The organism is Methanocaldococcus villosus KIN24-T80 (genome assembly GCF_000371805.1).
GTDB classification, from domain to species: Archaea; AGJL01; Methanococci; order Methanococcales; family Methanocaldococcaceae; genus Methanocaldococcus; species Methanocaldococcus villosus.
Window position 1 is genome coordinate 1,219,431 of sequence record NZ_AQUK01000001.1, and the last position, 18,579, is coordinate 1,238,009.

An 18,579-nucleotide genomic window follows, 5' to 3' on the forward strand; every position below is an offset into this window, starting at 1 on the left:
GCTTATATGTGATGATGATAATTTAAAATAAAATGTGTATTATTGTAGCTACTATTAGCAGTATTGCTAAGAAGTACCCCATTATATATGAGCTCTTACTTCCTGTGTATGGTCTAGTTATATCTTTCTTTATTTCCTCTATTTCTTCTAACCCTCCCATATTTTCTAACTTATTTTCCATAGTATCACTTTTTTTCCTTTTTGTTTATTTTATTTGTAAAAAGCAATATAAATACTTTTTTGCTCATGAAAAATCATGATAAATTATTTTTAATGATAAATCATGATAATTCTTCTTAATCTAAAAATAGAAATTTATTGTTCAACTATATCTTTAACAAACCTAATAATTTTGTTTAACTCTTCATCTTTTGGAGTGAATCTAACTCTTAAACATTCATCATCAACTATTTTGAAATTTAATTCTTTTAAGATGTTCTTTATTTTATCAGAAGCTCCTTCTCTCCATCCATAAGAACCAAAGACAGCTGAGATTTTATTACCCACTCTAAGATTTTTTAAGTAGTTTAAAAACTTACTAACTTCTGGGTAGATATCCATATTCATTGTAGGAGATCCAATTAATAGGTATTTAGCATCTACAATTTCAGCTAATATTTCTGATATTGATGATGTAGATATTCTATAAACCTTAACCTCTATTCCCAAATCAATAAAAGCATTAGCTAATGCATGAGCTATCTTTTTTGTTGAACCATACATTGTGTCATAAACAATAACAGCCTTTTCTTTAACCTTATCATTACTCCAATCTAAATAACTTTTAATTATATCCTCTTTATACTCTTTCCAAATAACCCCATGAGAAGGGCAGATATAGTCAATTTCTAAATCTTTTATCTTTTCTATGGCATTGGGTATTAACTTTCTATATGGCATTAATATAGTTGCAAAGTATTCCTTTGCTGCATTTAAAGCTTTTTTTCCATATTGGTAATCAAATATCTTATTTGTAGCAATGTGCTGTCCAAAAGCATCATTTGAAAATAAAGTATTATCTGTATAAACCATCATATTATCTGGCCAATGGAGCATTGGAGTTTTTATAAATGTAAGGGTTCTTTTTCCAATTTCTATCTCATCTCCATCTTCAACAATAATAAAATCCCATCCTTCAGTGTTATAATAGAGTGACAGATATTCTTTAGCATTAGCATTAGTTATAATTGTGGCATTAGTTTTTTCAACAATCTTTGGTAAAGCTTCACTGTGGTCTTTTTCAGTATGATTTAAAACAATATAATCTAAATCTTTTGGATCTATTATTGTAGATAGATTTTTCATTAGTTCATTATATAAGTGGCATTCAGTAGTGTCAATTAAAACTTTTTTCTCATCTACTATTAAGTAGGAATTATAGCTTGTACCTGAACTTACAGGATAACCATGAAAATCTCTACTTTCCCAATCAACAGTCCCTAACCAATAAATACCATCTTTAACTTTTATTGCCATATTTATCACCATATTTGCATATATTAATGTATATAAATAAAAAATATTTAGAATGAAATTATCCTATAACCTTCATCCATATACTTCTTTAAACTAATATGACCATATAAATCATTTTCTAACTTAAAGTGATCTTTTATTTCATCTTTAACATTGAACATAGCAGCACAGGCTTCACAAACTATAAAGCAATCTTTAACTTTTTCAAAATGATTTTTTAGTTTATCATTTTCTAATAATAATTTAGCCCATTGAACAGCCTCTCCTTCTAAAATAATTTTGACATCATCTCCTTTTTCTTTCATTTCTCCAGCAAATAATAAAATATGAAACATTAATGGAATATTAGGCTGTTCTTTATGTAAAAAATTAAATATGAGAAATGCAGTTTTCATAAATATCACATTTATTCTAATTTTTTATAGCAGAACCACCAATCATAACATTCAATTTCTCCTTTTTTACAAGCTTCTTTTCTTTGTTCAGCTTCTTCTATGCTTGTAGCAGGAGGTATAATTGCCTTATCTCCAATTAATTCATTATTTGGCCAGTTTTCTGGTAGAGCTACTCCATATTTGTCAGATGTTTGTAAAGCTTTGACTAATCTTAATACTTCATCCACTGATCTACCAGCTTCTTGTGGATAGTAAATCATAGCTCTTATTATTCCCTTATCATCTACAACAAATACAGCTCTAACAGTATTTGTTCCTTTATATGGGCTTATCATCCCTAACTTCTTAGCAAGCTCACCCATATCATCAGCAATAATTGGGAATTCAATTTCTACTCCTAATTTATCTTTTATCCATTCTATCCACTTAATGTGGCTGAATACTTGATCAATACTTAGCCCTATTAATTCACAGTTTAACTCTTTGAACTTATCATATCTCTTTTGGAATGCTACGAATTCAGTAGTACATACAGGGGTGAAATCAGCTGGGTGGGAGAAGAGAACAAACCACTTACCTTTGTAGTGATCTGGTAACTTTATTTTTCCATGTGTAGTTTGAACCTCTACTTCTGGAAACTTAGCTCCTATTACTGGTAGTCCTTCACACATATTTTTCACCTTATTTATTTAGTTCACATTATATAAACTTATATTCCTAATATATAATCTTAACTTTCCTAAAACCGCACAAATTAATAAATTATGTGACGAATTTAGAACCTACTCTCTTCATTGGGTTTCCTAGCTACTAACTTTGGATCATATCCTGTAAAACCACATTCAGGAGTGTAACATGTAACATCATAGAAAGTACATTTTTCTCCACAATTTGGACATCTTTCTGGAGGCTTATCTGCTTCAAATACATATCCACAATTGGAACACTTCCACCAAGGCATGGTATCACTTCTCATTTGTTGGAGGTGTATATACTCTTTGAGCTAGATCTTTATCTAACATTAATAAAGCTTTTTTATCATTTCCAATTAGTTTGAGCTTATTCAAAATTTCTCCAAAAGATTTTTCTTCCTCTACTTGCTCATCAATAAACCATTGTAAAATGTTTATAGTTGCATAATCTTTCTTAGCTACTGCTAAATCCATTAATTCATTTATAGATTTTGTCACTTCTTCTTCATGCTTTAAACCATCTTCAAAAACCTCTAATATAGAATTCCATTCAGATTTTGGTTTATCTATTTTGTCTAATATTACTCTTCCTCCTCTATCTAATAGATAGTTATAAAGTTTTAATGCATGATCAGTCTCTTCTTTAAATTGAACCATTAACCAGTTAGCAAATCCTTTTAGTCCAATAGAGTCTGCATATGCTGCCATAGAAAGATAGAGATAGGCAGAATAGAATTCACTATTTATTTGTTTATTTATAGCTTTTTCAATATCTTTATCTATCATTATTTCACTCTATTGGACATTTTTTAGATAATTTTGTAACCAAATCATTCAAATCTTTTATTGGGAAGTCACTTTCATCTAAGAGCTTTACTAATTCAGAAGCTTCTACTTCTCCACACTTTAATGAAATACCACATGGTAATAAGTTAGCCAATTCAACCCTACTTTTTATTGGAAAAACATCTTTATCTTTGAAATATTCTGCCAATTTTAATTTAAACTCCTCTATATCTCTTAAAGCTTCATAAAGAGGGTGGTTAGTTCTAATCATATTTATCACTTTATTCTAATTTTGTGAAAGCATTTTTTCCTAAACCACACTGAGGACATCTAAAGTCATCTGGTAGATCTTCAAACTTTGTTCCTGGTGGGATATTCTGTGAAGGTTCTCCTTTATCTTCATCATATATCCATCCACACATACATTGATATTTTGCCATATTTATCCCTCTATTTTTATTTTCTTTTCAGATTTCCATATACCATGTAAATTACAGTAAGCATAAGCTATTAATCTAAACTCTCTACCCTCATGACCTTCAGAAGGTGCTTTAATTTTTAATGTTACTTCAGGTTTAGCATATGGAGTTAAGAATATCTTAGCTAATGGATAGTCTTCAGCATAAAGTTCTATATATTGGATATAATGCTCCTTTTCCATAGGATGCTCAACTTCCATGTAAAGTTTAACTTCATAAATTTCATTTACTTTAACAACATCTTTACATTCAATTTTAGGAGCATGCTTTCTTTCAAAGTCAGTATTATTCTTATTTACATTCACTATCATTCTTTCCCCTCCAAAACTTCTTTTAATACTCTCATTCCTTTCATAAAGTTAGGCATTCCAGTAGTTAATAAAACTACTCTTAAAGCATCTATTACTTCATCTTTAGTTATATTTAATTCCTTCATACCACTAACTATTTGTTTTTTTAAAGCTTTTTCATCACCTTTAGCAGCAGCAATGGCAATAGCAATAATTTTTAAAGTTTTATAATCTAAAACTTTTCCAGTATAAACTTTCTCATTTAATTCTTTTATAACTTCAAAAAGTTCTTTATCTTCTTCTAATAAAAATTTTAAGCTATCTGCATAGAAAACTCCTTTCAAAAACTTCACCTTTTATTTTTCTTATATATTAATAAGATTTTCTGAATATTTATAACTTTCCATTTAATTTAAAATAGAAAGCTATTAATACTTAGATAAATTTAAATATATAAATATTTATTATAAAATCATAAATATAACAAAACAAAATTTTTAACTAAAAAATCATAAATGGTGATTTTATGGTTAAGATTGCTCTACTAACTTGTGGGGCTGAATGGAGTGGAGTGTATCCTGAAATAGAAAAAGCTATAAAATCTGTTGGAGGAGAGGTAGTTTTTCCTGAAGTAGAACTTGATTATATAGAAGAAGTTGAAGAAAAATTAGGATTTAAAGTAGGATCTACAAATTTGAAATTACTATTTGCTAGGACAATGTCTATTATAGAGGGGAAAACTGAAGTTGATGCTGCTTTTGTAGCAACATGTTTCAGATGTGCTGAAGGAGCATTAGTCAGAAATGAAGTTAGAAAACTCATTCAAGAGAATACAAACATACCTGTTGTTATGTATTCATTTACAGAAAGAACAAAAGCTTCTGAGTTATTAACAAGGATGGAAGCTCTTGTTACAATAGTAGAAAAAAAAGCTCTCTTAGCTAGAAAAAAACAAGAAGGTGTTAGTCTTGGAATAGATAGTGGATCAACTACCACAAAAGCTGTAGTGATGATTGACAATGAGGTAGTAGGGACAGGATGGGTTTATACAAGAGATGTTATAGGTTCTGCTAAAGAAGCTGTAGATAATGCCTTAAAAGAGGCAGGAATAAGTTTGGATCAGGTAGAAACAATAGGAACTACAGGTTATGGTAGATTTACTGTTGGAGAATATTATAAGGCAGATTTAATTCAAGAAGAAATAACTGTAAATTCAAAAGGGGCAGCTTACTTAGCAGACAAACAGGAAGGAGAAGCTACTGTCATAGATATTGGAGGAATGGATAATAAAGCAATTTCTCTATATGATGCTATACCTGACAGTTTTACTATGGGAGGGATATGTGCTGGAGCTAGTGGAAGATTTTTTGAAATTACAGCAAGAAGATTAGGTGTTTCTATACAAGAGCTTGGAGAGTTAGCAGCAGAAGGAGATTGGAGAAAGATAAATATGAATAGTTATTGTATTGTTTTTGGAATACAAGATCTTGTTACTGCATTAGCTGAAGGTGCAAAAGCTGAAGATGTTGCAGCTGCAGCCTGCCACTCTGTAGCTGAACAAGTTTATGAGCAACAGTTACAAGAAGTGGATGTTAGAGAGCCTGTAATATTAGTTGGAGGAAGTAGTTTATTAAAAGGTTTGGTTATAGCAATGGAGGATATTTTAGGAAAGAAAATAATTGTTCCAAAATATTCACAATTTATAGGAGCTGTTGGAGCAGCTTTATTATCTTCTGGATATAGGTATAAAAAAATAAAAGCATAATTGTCCTACCCTTTGTAAACGGAGCTTCATCGAAGCTATGCAGCTACTCGGCCCGCGCGCCAAGGGTAGGAGTATATTTAATATATTTTAGAAAATCTAATAAAAATTTTTCTATGGTTATCTGTTATGGAGAAGGTTTTATCAAAAATTGGGACAATTAAGGATTTAGAAGAAATAATAGATAGCTTATCAAACTTTACGGGTATTATTAGAATTGGTAATGGTTATCTTTTCTATATAAACTCTGAACTAATTGCTTCTAAGTTGGGTAATAAAGATAAAGATTTAAGAGATATTTTAATCTCATTACCTGAAAAATTCATCATAGAACTTTATATAGGAGATAGTCATGAAGTAAAAAAAGCTATAAAGTGTTTTAGAGATGATAAAATATTTATAGAAACTACAAAGCTCTGTATAGTCCATAAAGACTATTTAGAATTAAACAATTATAACGAAATATTTAAATATTTAACTTATTTTAATAAGGTAACTTTTTATCCTAAAAAATTTAAAGATGCTGAAGCTATAGTAATTTATAAAAATAAAGAAGAAATTTTTTCAATATTTAAAAATAAGAAAATATATTATGGTGAAAAAGCCATTAAAAAATTAAAATCTCTATTTGCCATTAGCAAAGTTGTTGCAAAAGTAGAAAAAACATCATTAGATGAATTTGAAAATCTAAGAAATACTTATCCTGAAGGAGAGATAATCAGAAGTTTTAACAAAATATTAGAAACTATAAAATCTAATAAAAAATATATAGAAGCATGTGGCACCCTTTCAGATGCTTTATTACATGGAACATGTTTAATAGAAATAGGGAGTGAAGGTTATATTATAGCCAAAGAAGGAAAGCCTGTATATGCATTTTATAAAGATTATGATGGGGATAAGAGTTATAGGATAATAAAAAGTATGTGTATTATGGAAGATATTAAGTATAAGATATATAAATTATCAAACAGTGAGTACAATCTATTTAAACAGTTTAAAAATAATAGAATTAAACTATAGTTTTGGCCTTCTCATAAGCTTTCTTTATATCTCCAGTTTCTAATAAACATTTTTCAGCAATATCTCTTGGGATTCCTTTTTTAACAAATAATTCTATAGCCTCCTTTATTAATGGACTGTTTTTCAATATCTCTTCAGCTAATAACTTTTTTAACATCATATATTCTTCAGGAGATATATTATTTCTTCTAAGTTCATAATCCCTAAGTGGGCATGGTTTTGTTATTTTACAGCACCACACTAAACTGCCAAAACATGTATTTTCTCCTAAACCCAATTTTGTTTTTTTAGCAAATTCTTCTTTTATTCTTACATACTCTTCTGGAGAGAGTTTTAATATTTTCAAAGCCTTTAAAAGAGGACATGGTTTTACTGGAGGACAGCAAAATGCTATTCCTCTTAAATCTCCACCTCTACATATGTGTGAAGGTGCATTCTTCCACATAGCTATCACACTTTTAATTTGAGATTATTAATTTTAATTATAGCCATTAATTTAGCAGATTAAATAGTTAATTTTAAATATCATAAAGAATATTATTATTAAATGTTAAAGTATTAATAATTTTTTGAGGTGAAAAAATGAAAGTAGCAATATTAGGAATAGGATGTTACAGAACTCATGCTGCAGCAGGAATAACAAACTTCATGAGAGCTAGTGAAGTAGCAAATAAAGTCAATATGCCAGAAATAGCTTTAACCCACTCCTCCATAACAATGGGGGCTGAGTTATTACATTTAGTTGATGATGTTAAGGAAGTTATAGTTTCAGACCCATGCTTCCAAGAGAATCCAGGGTTAGTTATAATTGATGAGTTTGATCCAAAAGAAGTTATGGAAGCACACTTAAGAGGAGAGCCTGAAAGTGTAATGCCTAAAATAAGAGAAGTTGTTAAACAAAAAGCTAAAGAATTACCAAAACCACCAAAAGCATGTATTCACTTTGTCCATCCTGAAGATATTGGGTTTAAGGTAGCTGAAAATGATAGAGAAGCAGTTGAAGATGCAGATTGGGTATTAACATGGTTACCAAAAGGTAAAAAGCAGCCAGATATTATAAAGAACTTTGTTGATGCAATTCCAGAAGGAGCAATTGTAACACACGCATGTACAATTCCAACAACAAAGTTTGCACAAATATTTAAAAACTTTGGTAGAGAAGATCTAAATATAACATCCTATCACCCAGGATGTGTTCCAGAAATGAAAGGGCAAGTTTATATTGCTGAAGGATATGCTAAAGAAGATGTATTAAATAAGCTATTTGAAATGGCAAAAATAGCTAGAGGAAATGCTTACAAAATGCCAGCTAACTTAATAGGACCTGTTTGTGACATGTGTTCAGCTGTAACAGCTGTTATCTATGCAGGATTGTTGGCTTACAGAGATTCAGTCACAAAAATCCTTGGAGCTCCAGCAGACTTTGCCCAAATGATGGCTGAGGAATCATTAAAGAACATATTAGAATTGATGAGAGAAAAAGGTATTACAAATATGGAAGATGCTTTAGATCCTGGAGCTCTGTTAGGTACAGCAGATAGTATGTGCTTTGGACCATTAGCTGATATCTTACCACAAGCTTTAAAAGTTTTAGAGAAATATAAGAAAGAATAAATAATTCTTTTTTATTTTTTTATACTATAAAATAAAATTTAGAGATGATTTTTATGAAAAAATTGAAAAAAAAAGATATAAAAGTTCCTTTAACAGTCCCAGAGTATGCTAAAAAGGAATATATAGAGAACTATTTAGAACTTACAAAAGGGACAGGAAATTTGATGATTTTCGCAGGAGATCAAAAGATAGAGCATATGAATGATGATTTTTTTGGTGAAGGAATAGCCAAAGATGATGCAGATCCAGAACATCTATTCAGAATAGCTGAAGGAGGAAAGATTTGTGCATTTGCCACTCAACTTGGTTTAATAGCAAGGTATGGAATGGATTATGATGTTCCTTATATAGTTAAGATAAACTCAAAAACTCATTTAGTAAAAACAAGAGATCCAATAAGTAGAGCTTTAGTAGATATGGAAGATGTTATAAGCTTAAAGGAGAGAGGAGTTAATATTTTAGGAGTGGGATACACTATATATCCTGGAAGTGAGTATGAGCATATAATGTTTAGAGAAGCTTCTAAGATAATATTAGAGGCTCATAAACATGGATTAATAGCAATACTTTGGAGTTACCCAAGAGGAAAAAATGTTAAAAATGAATTTGACCCACATATAATAGCTGGAGCTGCAGGAATAGCTTGTTGTTTAGGAGCAGATTTTGTTAAAGTCAATTATCCTGGAGATCCAGAAAGTTTTAAAGAGGCTGTATTGGCTGCAGGTAGAACTGGGGTTTTATGTGCAGGAGGTAAAAGTAAGGATCCAAAAGAATTTTTGAAAGATATTTGGGAACAGATTAATATATCTGGAGCTAGAGGTAATGCTACAGGTAGAAATATCCATCAAAAGCCATTAGAAAAAGCTATAAGAATGTGTAATGCAATATATGCCATAACAATAGAAGGGAAAAGTTTAGAAGAGGCTTTAAAAATATATTATGGTTAAATTATGAGGATTTTTAAATTGATAACTGTTTCTGATTATGTTACTATTTTAAATGCAGTTTCTGGGATTTTGGCTATTTTATTAAATAACTATCACTTTATATACTTAGCAGTTATTTTTGATGCTTTAGATGGTTATGTAGCAAGAAAAACTCAAACAGTTTCTGAATTTGGAAAAGAGCTTGATAGTTTAGCAGATGTTATTAGCTTCTCAATAGCTCCTGCATATTTTTTCTATTTAAAACATGGTTTAATATTATTACCTATAATTTACTCTATATGTGGGATGTTAAGATTAGCAAGATTTAATATCATTAAAACAAATAACTTTATAGGTCTACCAATACCAGCAGCAGCTTTATGTATGATAACATTAATATCAATTAGTGATTACACAGTTTTAAATTCATTATTTCTCTTATTAGTTAGTTTTTTGATGATATCTGATTTTGAATATAAAAAATATTTTAAAAATGAAATAATCATTTTAATCTTGATCTCATTAATTTTAGCTATTATGAATTTTCCATATCTTCTAATGATTTTATTAATTATTTATATCATCTCTCCTATTATAGAGTTGTTATAAAGCTTCTACTAATTCCCATTTTCATTATATAAAACTTATATCTCTCCTGCCAATATTCTAAAAATTTTTTTATTGAATAACTATCATAATTATAATCAATATCTACCTTAGCTTCAATTAATATTAACCCCTCAGCAGGAAATGTTCTAACACCTTCTTTATGATTTGGATCTAAAAGCTTATCTATCCATTCTATATCCTTTTCTCCCCTACCAATAGCATCAAAAACCCCTACAATCTTTCTCACCATATGCCACAAAAAGCTTTTTCCAATAATATCTATTGTTATAAAAAACTCATTTTCTATAATTTTAATATCATATATTTCCCTTACAGGATCTCTATCTTTACTTCTATCCCTCTTACATAGATTATGAAAACTGTGCTTTCCAATAAACTTTTTAGAAGCTTCTTTTATTAAAGAAATATCATAACCTATATTTGGCAATATATACCTATAATGTCTATACCTTACTTTAGGAATTTTTTCAATTTCTTTATAACCTAATATCCAAATTCCATAATCTTTTAAATGATGATTTATATATGATAATATAGGCTCCCTCTTAAGTTTAAGAACTACAAAATTTCCTAAGGCTGAAACCCCTTTGTCAGTTCTTCCTCCAGAATAGATAATTTTATATTCCTTTAAAAAATCTAACTTATCCAGAACATCTAAAAGTTTATCACAAACTGTATCTTTACTTGGCTGTTGCTGAAAAGAATATCTACCATCATAGGCTATTTTTAATATATACATAAAACCACCAAGTGATAGTTATGTTTGATTATTTTGAAACTACAGCAGACATAGGAGTTATAGCAAAGGGAAAGAGCTTAGAAGAAGCTTTTAGAGAAGCTGCTAAAGGACTTTATAACATTATGGTAGATATAGATAAGGTTAATAAAAGTGAGGTTGTAGAGATAGAAGTGGAAGGAGAAGATTTGGAAGAGTTGTTATATAACTTTCTAAATGAGCTTTTATTTTATACAGATACAAAAAATATAGTTTTTTCTGATTTTGATATATGTATAAGAAAAAATAATAAATATTATTTAAATTGTAAAGCTTATGGAGAAAAAATAAAGAGGGAGCATAATATTAAAGAGGAAGTTAAAGCTGTAACTTATCATAAAATGGAAATTAAAAAAGATAGTGATGGGTATAAAATAAGATATATAGTTGATTTATAGGTGAGAAAATGATAGTTAAATGTCCCATATGTGATGGTACAGGAAAGAAAGTGGTTAAATTTAAAACTTGTCCAGTTTGTGAAGGAAGTGGATATATTGATGAATTCTCCCCAAAAACACATATAAAGAATGTTTCAAAGAGAGCTCAGTATGATTTAGACTATGGAGAAATTCCATGTCCAAAATGTAAAGGTTCAGGAAAAGTGCCAGTTTATAAAGAATGTGATTTTTGTAAAGGTTCAGGAAAAGTAGTTAAGTGTGATAGATGTGGAGCAATAATAGGTAGATACCCAGACTTTAAAGACAGAACATTGTGTGACAAGTGTTTAAAAGAGGAAGAGGAAAGAAAAAAAGGTTTAAGAAATGTTTATGTGTTTGATGAAGTTGCTACTTACTATGATGTGGAGCCTGGAAAGTTTTATAAAGGGGTAGTTACAAGGATAGAGAGATACGGTGCATTTATAAATTTAAATGAAAAAGTAAGAGGGTTGCTAAGACCTAAGGATATGATTAGCTTAAAGTTAGAAGATTTGAATGTTGGAGATGAGATAATTGTCCAAGCTATTGATGTTAGGCCAGAAAAGAGAGAAATAGATTTTAAATACATACCACTAACAACTTATGACTTAGTTAAATTTGAAAAGGAGATACCTGTTAGTCAGATAAAAGACATATCCTCCAATTTAGTTGAACTTAAAGATCAAGTAGTTCATATAGTTGGAGAAGTTGTTCAGATAGTCCAAACTCCTGGACCTACAATATTTACAGTTACAGATGGAACAGACTTTACATGGATAGCAGCTTTAGAAATAGCAGGCTTAAGAGCTCATCCAGAAGTTAAAGTTGGAGATATTATAGATGTCATAGGAAGAGTAAATATTAGGGAAGGTAGATTACAGATAGAAAGGATTAAACTGAAAAAATTAGAAGGTGAAGAAGCTGAAAGGATTAGAAAAGAGATAGAAGAAAAAATTGATAAAAGAGCAGAACCTGCAAGAGATATAAAATTCTTAGTTGAGAGTGAGGTTTTAGAAAAACTAAGAGATAGGATGGCTGATGTTGCTAAAAGAATAAGAAAAGCTGTTTTAGATGGTAGGCCAATAATTATAAGACATCATGCTGATACAGATGGTTACTGTGGAGGAATAGCATTAGAAAAAGCCATATTGCCAATAATTGATAAATTTGCTATAGATGTAGATGCTATTTGGCATTTCTTCAAAAGAAGGCCTTCAAAGGCACCATTTTATGAGTTAGAAGATGTTACAAAAGATTTAGTATTTTCTATAGAAGATGCTTTAAAGTTTGGTCAGAAATTACCTTTGATTGTATTAATAGATAATGGAAGTACTGATGAAGATATTCCTGCAATATCAAAGGCTAAGGCTTATGGTATAGAGGTTATTGTTATTGATCACCACTATCCTGGAGAAGTAATTAATGGTAGAGCTGAGATAGATGATTATGTTGATGCCCATGTAAATCCATATTTGGTTGGTGGAGATAGTAACTTGACAGCTGGAGTTTTAGGAACAGAAATAGCAAGAATGATCAATCCTGAGGTAGAGGAGGAAATAAAACATATACCCGGAATAGCAGTAGTTGCTGATCATGCTAAAGGGAAAGAAGCAGAGATATATATTGAGATAGCCTTAGAAAGATTAAATGAACTTAGTGAAAAATATGGATGTAAGAGGAAATATGATAGGGAATATTTAGAAAAAATTGGATTAGTCATGGATTTTGAAGCTTTCTACTTAAGATTCATGGATGGTAGAGGTTTAGTTGATGATATATTAGCAACAAATATAAAGGAATTTAAAAGACATGAAAAGTTAATAGACATCCTCTATGAACAAGCTATGAAAATGGTTGAAAGACAGATGAGAGCAGTAATTCCTGCTCTAAAGACTGAATTTTTGGATAATGGAATAATATTAAACACTCTTGATGTTGAAAAATATGCCCATAAATTTACATTCCCTGCTCCAGGAAAAACTACAGGATTTGCTCATGACTATATAGTTCAAAAATATGGAGAGGATAAGCCAATAATAACCTTCTCATATGGGCCAGACTTTGGAGTTGTTAGGGCCACTGATGCCGTTCATGAGAAATATAATTTTAACTTAAACTTAATAGTTGAGCAATTAATGGAAGAAATTCCTGAAGCTTCTATTGATGGAGGAGGGCATGAGTGTGCAGGGTCTATAAAATTTGTTGAAGGGCTCAGGGATAAAGTTATAAATAGATTTATAGAAATTATAAAAGAGTTAAAACCTAAATAAACAAATATCTTTTAAAAAACATTTGTTACATTTTGGTTTTTTCTTACAGACAGTTTTACAATGTTCTACAATTAATGCATGATATTCTTTATAAACTTTTAGATCTTTTGGAATATTTTCTTCAAAAATTCTTTTTATATATTCATAATCTTCACTGTTTAAAATACCTAGCCTATTAAAAAGTCTTTTAGTGTATGTATCAACAACAAAACTGGGCCTATCTAATGCATAAAGTAAGATACTGTCAGCACTCTCTTTTCCAATACCTTTAACATTTAAAAGCTTTTCCCTTAACACTTTCATAGGTTCTTTTGATAAATACATATTTTCTGTGCTTCCATAATTATTAACTATAAATGATGTTATTTCCTTTAATCTTTCAGACTTTATATTATAAAAACCTGCAGGCTTTATCAACTCTTTTAATTCATTCATTGAAATATTTAATATCTTCTCTTCATCTAATAGATTCTTAGCTTTTAAATTCTTTATAGCTTTTTCTACATTTTTCCATGAGGTATTCTGTGTTAAAATTACACCTACAACAACTTCATACCTACTCTCAGCTGGCCACCAATTTTGATATCCATAATGGTTTAATAAAAGTTTATAAATTTTATATATCATAACCTTCACAGGTGAAAGTTTTATGAATATTCTTAGAAGAGGAAGATTGGGGGAAATTAAAGAGGATGTTGCAAGATATACAACAAGTCTATCATTTGATAAAGAAATATTTGAAGCAGATATTCTCTGTGATATAGCTCATGTTATTATGTTATATAAGCAAGATATTTTAAAGAAAGAAGAAGCAGAGAAGATAATTAGTGGTTTAAAGGAGATATATAAAGATGGTTTAGATAAATTAAATTTAGACCCATCATTAGATGATATCCATATGGTTATTGAAAATGAGTTATATAAAAGGATTGATGATGTTGCTGGAAAGTTACAGACAGCAAGAAGTAGGAATGATCAAGTGGCAACAGATTTAAGATTAGCATTGAGGGAGAAGATTGTTAATATCTTAATATCACTAATAGCATTTTTAGAAGATTTAACTGAGTTATCTAAAGAGTATAAAGATGTAATAACAGTGGGATATACACATTTGCAGCATGCACAGCCTATAACTTTTGGGCATTTATTGCTAAGCTATGTATCAGCTATTGAAAGAGATATTTTAAGGCTTTTAGATAGTTATAAGAGAGTTAACATTTCCCCTCTTGGTAGTTGTGCTTTGGCAGGAACTGGGTTTAATATTGATAGAGAAATGACAAAAGAGTTATTAGGTTTTGATGGGATTATAGAGAATACAATAGATGCTGTATCTGCAAGAGATTTTATAGCTGAAGTAGTGGCTAATCTATCAATACTATCAGCAAATTTATCAAAGATTTGTGAGGAATTAATTCTATTTTCAACTTATGAGTTTAACACTGTTGAAATAGATGATAGCTACTGCTCTACATCATCAATTATGCCACAAAAGAAGAATCCGGATGTGGCTGAAATAGCTAGAGCTAAACTATGCTCAATATATGGAAATTTAATTACAATATTAACAATATTAAAAGCCTTACCTAATGCTTATAATAGAGATTTACAAGAAATAACCCCATATCTTTGGGATTCTATATATAAAATAACAGATACAATTAAAATGGTTCATGGCATGCTAAAGAGCTTAAAGATTAATAAGGATAGAATGTATTTTTTAGCAAAAGCTAATTATTCAACAGCCACAGAATTGGCTGATACTTTAGTTAGAGAGCTTAATATACCATTTAGAAAAGCTCATAATATTGTTGGAGAAATTGTTAGAATTTCTATAAAAGAGAGGAAAGATGTTATAAAAACTGCTAAAGAAGTTTTAAAAAAGTATAATCTTGAAATAGATGAAGAGAAAATAGAAAAAGCTTTAAAACCAGAAGAAAATGTTAAACTAAGAAAAACTTTAGGTGGTCCAAATCCAGAAGAAGTGGAGAAAAGAGCAGAGAGTTTTAAGAAGAGATTAGAAGAATATAAAAGGAATGTATTGATGAAAAAGGAAAAGATAGAGAATGTTAAAAATATGTTATTAAATTACAATTTATAAGCTTTGATTATTGTTATTGGATTCCTTGCAAGGAACATATGACCAGAACTGATTTTTTTTGAATATGAGATAAATGCATTAACTGCTTCAACACTATAACCCATCTGCTCAAAGAGATTTATTGCCTTATAGGTGCTTTCTAATAGTATGGTGTTAGCTACTATTAGCTTTACTTCTTTATTACTTAAAATTTTTATAATTTTTTCAAGATTCTTTGTCCCACCAATAAAGGCTTTGTTATATTCCAATTTATCTAAAACATCTTCAGCTTTAGCAAGAATAACTTCACAATTCCTTATATTAAACTTATTTAAATTCTTTTTTGTAAGTTCTATTGCTTTTTCATTAAAATCTATTGCATAAACTTTTTTAACCCTTTTAGCTATATCAACTGTCATAGCTCCTGAACCACAACCTATATCAACAACAGTGTCAGACTCTTTTAAATCTAATTTATATAAACTTATAGCCCTAATTTCCTCTTTTGTTATAGGTATATCTTTCTCTGTAATAAACTCCATAATCTCATCATCATAGTTTAGTTAATATCTCCCCATACTTTTTCTTAAATTCATCTAAATTTTTTATTGTTGTGTCTAATGTTAGTGGGGTTATAGATATGTGCCCCTTTTTCCTTAGTACATAAACATCAGTGTCTTCATCTTCTTCAAATATAGGATATCCATCAATCCAATAATAACTTCTACCTCTTGGATCTATTCTCTCCTCAACATGTGTTGTATACATCTTTCTAGCTAATCTTGTTATCTCTATTGGAGTATTTAAATTAGCCTTTTCAGGAATGTTGATATTTAACAAATCACATGGAAAATCATATTTTAAGTATTTTTCAGCTATCCTAACAGTTATTTCTGCAGGGATCTTAAAATCTAATGGAATATCAAACTCTCTAAACTTTAAATGATCTGAAGTTATTTGTAAAGATACAGCCATTGATTTTGCTCCATGATGTGCTGCTTCAAAAGCTGCACCCAATGTTCCTGATGTCATTATCTCTGTTCCTAAATTTTCTCCGATATTTATTCCAGATATTACTAAATCAGGGATTTTTTTCAAAATTTGATATATGCCAAGAATAACACAATCTGTAGGTGTGCCAGAAACTGCATAGCCATAGATATCATCTTCTAACCTAACCTTTGTCATTCTAAGAGGTTCAAATAAGCTTATTGCTCTACCTATACCACTCTGCTGATTTGTAGGGGCTACTATTGTAATGTTAGCATTATCAAATTTGTTTTTTAATGCTTTATATAAAGCTACTAAAGATGGGGAATAGATGCCATCATCATTAACTATTAATATATCCATAAAATTCACCTAAATTTATTTCTTTTAAGCTATCTCCTATCCCCCTACCTAAATAGTAAGCTAGTCCAAATAAACTATAACCTCCTTCTAACCCATACTCTTCTATTTCAACATTTGTAACATTTGCAAGCTCTTTAAGTTTTTTCATAGCATCTTCTTCTGAACCTACTTGATCAACTAATCCCAATTTAACAGCATCTTCTCCTGTGTAGATCTTTCCATCAGCTATTTTATAAACCTTGTTTAATGGAATATGTCTATATTTTGCAACCCATTCAACAAAATAATTATAGGTTTCATTAATTATTTTTTCTAAATATTCTCTCTCCTCTTTAGTTATTGGTCTAAATGGAGAACCAATATCTTTGTATTTTCCAGCTTTTATAGTAGTTACATTTACACCTAATTTTTTCATTAAGTTATAGTAATGTATAATATCCATTCTAACCCCAATACTTCCAACAATTGAATGTCTTTGTGAAACAATATAATTAGCAGGAGCTGCAACCATGTATGCCCCAGAGCATGCAAGGGTTTCTATATAAACTACAACAGGTTTTTTCTTACTAAGTTCTGCAACTTTTTCAGCAAGTTCTTCACTAGCTACAACTTCTCCTCCAGGAGAGTTTATTACTAATAAAACCCCTTTTGTATTATTGTCTTTCATAAGTTTATCTAATAGATTAATATAATATCTTGCATCCCTCCTCTCTTCCCAAGGAAATTCTTTTTTACTGTAATCAAAATATATTTCATTGTAAAGATAAACCTTAGCTATTTTGGGTTTTCCAAAATTAAAATTTTCTATTATTATTAAACTTAATCCAAAAAGAATAATTAAGATTACAATTAAAGCTATTATGAAAATATAAATCTTTCTCATTTATTACTCACCTTTTTTCTTTATAGATCTCTTAAACTCTTCAAACAACTTAACAATCTTTTCATCTTTCTTAACCTTCTTAGGTTTCTTAGATAAATATCTTCCCCAGCCTTCTCTTGGTTTAAATAATGTTATTATATGCCCAATAACACTAACCACTTCTGCATCACAAGCTTTAGCTAATTTTTCAGCTATTTCATATTTATCTTCTTTTAATAAAGCTGATTTTCTCACTTTAATTTTTATAAGTCCTCTCTCTTTTAATTGCCTCTCCACTTCTTTTATAACCTTATCACTTCCCTCTTTACCTACCCAAACAACAGGTTTTAAATGATGAGCTTTAGCCCTTAACATTCTTTTCATTTTTCCAGTTAATCTCTTTTCCATATTTTCACCACCAAAAATTATTTTTAGTTTTTAAATATATATAATTATTAAGTGATGGTTATGAATTTTGATAAGTATTATAAGGAGTATGATGAATGGTTTGAAAAGAACAAAGAAATTTATTTAAAAGAGTTGAATGCACTAAAAAAATATATTCCTAAAGGAAAAGGGTTAGAGGTAGGTGTAGGAACTGGAAGATTTGCTCAGCCATTAGGGATAAAATATGGATTAGATCCTTCAAAAAATATGGCAAAACTTGCTGAAGAGAGAGGAGTTAAGGTATATATAGGCTATGCTGAAAATATGCCATTTGAAGACAACTCATTTGACTTCATTTTACTAAAT

Annotated in this window: 26 protein-coding genes; 9 read left to right on the forward strand and 17 right to left on the reverse strand. The window is 29.7% G+C overall.

The features are described from left to right. Window positions 1-22: 22 nt before the first annotated feature. From METVI_RS07355 to METVI_RS0106995, 10 genes are all read right to left on the reverse strand, one after another. Window positions 23-181: a hypothetical protein gene (locus tag METVI_RS07355; RefSeq protein ID WP_004591249.1), complete on the reverse strand. Its 159-nt coding sequence runs from the start codon at window positions 179-181 to the stop codon at window positions 23-25. Between the two features lie 134 nt (window positions 182-315). Continuing rightward, on the reverse strand, window positions 316-1,476 hold the full coding sequence (locus tag METVI_RS0106955; protein WP_004591247.1) for an FprA family A-type flavoprotein: 1,161 nt from the start codon (window positions 1,474-1,476) through the stop codon (window positions 316-318). A gap of 47 nt (window positions 1,477-1,523) precedes the next feature. Next, window positions 1,524-1,871 (reverse strand): DsrE family protein, encoded by a 348-nt coding sequence (locus METVI_RS0106960; protein ID WP_004591245.1) that lies wholly within the window; start codon window positions 1,869-1,871, stop codon window positions 1,524-1,526. Window positions 1,872-1,882: 11 nt separating this feature from the next. Continuing rightward, window positions 1,883-2,542, reverse strand: a complete 660-nt coding sequence (locus METVI_RS0106965; protein ID WP_017981152.1) for a peroxiredoxin — start codon at window positions 2,540-2,542, stop codon at window positions 1,883-1,885. A 104-nt stretch (window positions 2,543-2,646) separates the two neighbouring features. Then, a complete protein-coding gene (locus METVI_RS0106970; RefSeq protein WP_004591243.1) occupies window positions 2,647-2,832 on the reverse strand; it encodes a rubredoxin-like domain-containing protein in 186 nt (61 codons plus the stop codon). Between the two features lie 4 nt (window positions 2,833-2,836). After that, window positions 2,837-3,349 carry a ferritin gene (locus METVI_RS0106975; protein WP_004591242.1) on the reverse strand — a complete coding sequence of 171 codons (513 nt, stop codon included), beginning with the start codon at window positions 3,347-3,349 and terminating at the stop codon, window positions 2,837-2,839. Window positions 3,350-3,353: 4 nt separating this feature from the next. Next, a complete protein-coding gene (locus METVI_RS0106980) occupies window positions 3,354-3,620 on the reverse strand; it encodes an MTH865 family protein (RefSeq protein ID WP_004591240.1) in 267 nt (88 codons plus the stop codon). Window positions 3,621-3,630: 10 nt separating this feature from the next. After that, the gene (locus METVI_RS0106985) at window positions 3,631-3,789 is read right to left on the reverse strand and encodes a rubredoxin (RefSeq protein ID WP_004591238.1); all 159 of its coding nucleotides are present in this window, start codon (window positions 3,787-3,789) and stop codon (window positions 3,631-3,633) included. 2 nt (window positions 3,790-3,791) lie between these two features. Further along, window positions 3,792-4,139 (reverse strand): class II SORL domain-containing protein, encoded by a 348-nt coding sequence (locus tag METVI_RS0106990; RefSeq protein WP_004591236.1) that lies wholly within the window; start codon window positions 4,137-4,139, stop codon window positions 3,792-3,794. Next, on the reverse strand, window positions 4,136-4,462 hold the full coding sequence (locus METVI_RS0106995) for a carboxymuconolactone decarboxylase family protein (RefSeq protein WP_004591234.1): 327 nt from the start codon (window positions 4,460-4,462) through the stop codon (window positions 4,136-4,138). The genes METVI_RS0106990 and METVI_RS0106995 overlap by 4 nt, the downstream gene beginning before the upstream one ends. 182 nt (window positions 4,463-4,644) lie before the next feature. On the opposite strand from METVI_RS0106995, the gene METVI_RS0107000 reads away from it, so the two are divergent. Next, window positions 4,645-5,883: a methanogenesis marker 15 protein gene (locus METVI_RS0107000; protein ID WP_004591233.1), complete on the forward strand. Its 1,239-nt coding sequence runs from the start codon at window positions 4,645-4,647 to the stop codon at window positions 5,881-5,883. Between the two features lie 126 nt (window positions 5,884-6,009). Further along, window positions 6,010-6,903, forward strand: coding sequence for a hypothetical protein (locus METVI_RS0107005; RefSeq protein ID WP_004591231.1), 894 nt, complete (start codon window positions 6,010-6,012; stop codon window positions 6,901-6,903). Here METVI_RS0107005 and METVI_RS0107010 read toward each other — a convergent pair. Then, window positions 6,893-7,348 (reverse strand): methanogenesis marker 9 domain-containing protein, encoded by a 456-nt coding sequence (locus METVI_RS0107010; RefSeq protein WP_004591229.1) that lies wholly within the window; start codon window positions 7,346-7,348, stop codon window positions 6,893-6,895. The two genes, METVI_RS0107005 and METVI_RS0107010, sit on opposite strands and share 11 nt — an antisense overlap. Window positions 7,349-7,485: 137 nt before the next feature. Between METVI_RS0107010 and hmd the strand changes: the two genes are divergently transcribed. The 3 genes from hmd to pssA are packed head-to-tail and all read left to right on the forward strand — an operon-like array spanning window position 7,486 to window position 10,052. Beyond that, window positions 7,486-8,517 carry a 5,10-methenyltetrahydromethanopterin hydrogenase gene (hmd, locus tag METVI_RS0107015; RefSeq protein ID WP_004591226.1) on the forward strand — a complete coding sequence of 344 codons (1,032 nt, stop codon included), beginning with the start codon at window positions 7,486-7,488 and terminating at the stop codon, window positions 8,515-8,517. A 53-nt stretch (window positions 8,518-8,570) separates the two neighbouring features. Further along, complete coding sequence (locus METVI_RS0107020) at window positions 8,571-9,464, forward strand: beta/alpha barrel domain-containing protein (protein WP_017981153.1); 894 nt, start codon at window positions 8,571-8,573, stop codon at window positions 9,462-9,464. 3 nt (window positions 9,465-9,467) lie between these two features. Then, complete coding sequence (gene pssA / locus METVI_RS0107025) at window positions 9,468-10,052, forward strand: CDP-diacylglycerol--serine O-phosphatidyltransferase (protein WP_004592535.1); 585 nt, start codon at window positions 9,468-9,470, stop codon at window positions 10,050-10,052. Here pssA and truA read toward each other — a convergent pair. Beyond that, a complete protein-coding gene (truA, locus tag METVI_RS0107030; RefSeq protein ID WP_004592537.1) occupies window positions 10,036-10,812 on the reverse strand; it encodes a tRNA pseudouridine(38-40) synthase TruA in 777 nt (258 codons plus the stop codon). The genes pssA and truA overlap by 17 nt on opposite strands. Window positions 10,813-10,832: 20 nt before the next feature. On the opposite strand from truA, the gene METVI_RS0107035 reads away from it, so the two are divergent. Both METVI_RS0107035 and METVI_RS0107040 read left to right on the forward strand, forming a co-directional pair. Beyond that, window positions 10,833-11,246, forward strand: a complete 414-nt coding sequence (locus tag METVI_RS0107035; RefSeq protein WP_004592544.1) for an archease — start codon at window positions 10,833-10,835, stop codon at window positions 11,244-11,246. 8 nt (window positions 11,247-11,254) lie between these two features. Continuing rightward, entirely contained in the window at window positions 11,255-13,534 is a 2,280-nt protein-coding gene (locus METVI_RS0107040; protein WP_017981154.1) for a DHH family phosphoesterase, read from the forward strand. Here the strand turns inward: METVI_RS0107040 and METVI_RS0107045 are convergent. Then, window positions 13,520-14,161, reverse strand: coding sequence for an endonuclease III domain-containing protein (locus METVI_RS0107045; protein ID WP_004592556.1), 642 nt, complete (start codon window positions 14,159-14,161; stop codon window positions 13,520-13,522). The genes METVI_RS0107040 and METVI_RS0107045 overlap by 15 nt on opposite strands. Window positions 14,162-14,183: 22 nt before the next feature. On the opposite strand from METVI_RS0107045, the gene argH reads away from it, so the two are divergent. Next, on the forward strand, window positions 14,184-15,632 hold the full coding sequence (argH, locus tag METVI_RS0107050; RefSeq protein ID WP_004592557.1) for an argininosuccinate lyase: 1,449 nt from the start codon (window positions 14,184-14,186) through the stop codon (window positions 15,630-15,632). Here argH and cbiT read toward each other — a convergent pair. From cbiT to yhbY, 4 genes are read right to left on the reverse strand one after another with little or no spacing between them, the layout of a single operon-like run. Next, entirely contained in the window at window positions 15,620-16,153 is a 534-nt protein-coding gene (cbiT, locus tag METVI_RS0107055; RefSeq protein WP_004592559.1) for a precorrin-6Y C5,15-methyltransferase (decarboxylating) subunit CbiT, read from the reverse strand. The two genes, argH and cbiT, sit on opposite strands and share 13 nt — an antisense overlap. A gap of 10 nt (window positions 16,154-16,163) precedes the next feature. Next, window positions 16,164-16,964 (reverse strand): 5'/3'-nucleotidase SurE, encoded by an 801-nt coding sequence (surE, locus tag METVI_RS0107060; RefSeq protein ID WP_004592561.1) that lies wholly within the window; start codon window positions 16,962-16,964, stop codon window positions 16,164-16,166. After that, on the reverse strand, window positions 16,945-17,847 hold the full coding sequence (gene sppA / locus METVI_RS0107065) for a signal peptide peptidase SppA (RefSeq protein WP_004592563.1): 903 nt from the start codon (window positions 17,845-17,847) through the stop codon (window positions 16,945-16,947). Before sppA ends, surE begins: the two co-directional genes overlap by 20 nt. Before the next feature lie 3 nt (window positions 17,848-17,850). Beyond that, a complete protein-coding gene (yhbY, locus tag METVI_RS0107070; protein ID WP_004592565.1) occupies window positions 17,851-18,234 on the reverse strand; it encodes a ribosome assembly RNA-binding protein YhbY in 384 nt (127 codons plus the stop codon). Between the two features lie 60 nt (window positions 18,235-18,294). Here yhbY and METVI_RS0107075 point away from each other — a divergent pair. Next, window positions 18,295-18,579 (forward strand): class I SAM-dependent methyltransferase (locus METVI_RS0107075; protein WP_017981155.1); only part of this gene is annotated, 285 nt, incomplete at its 3' end.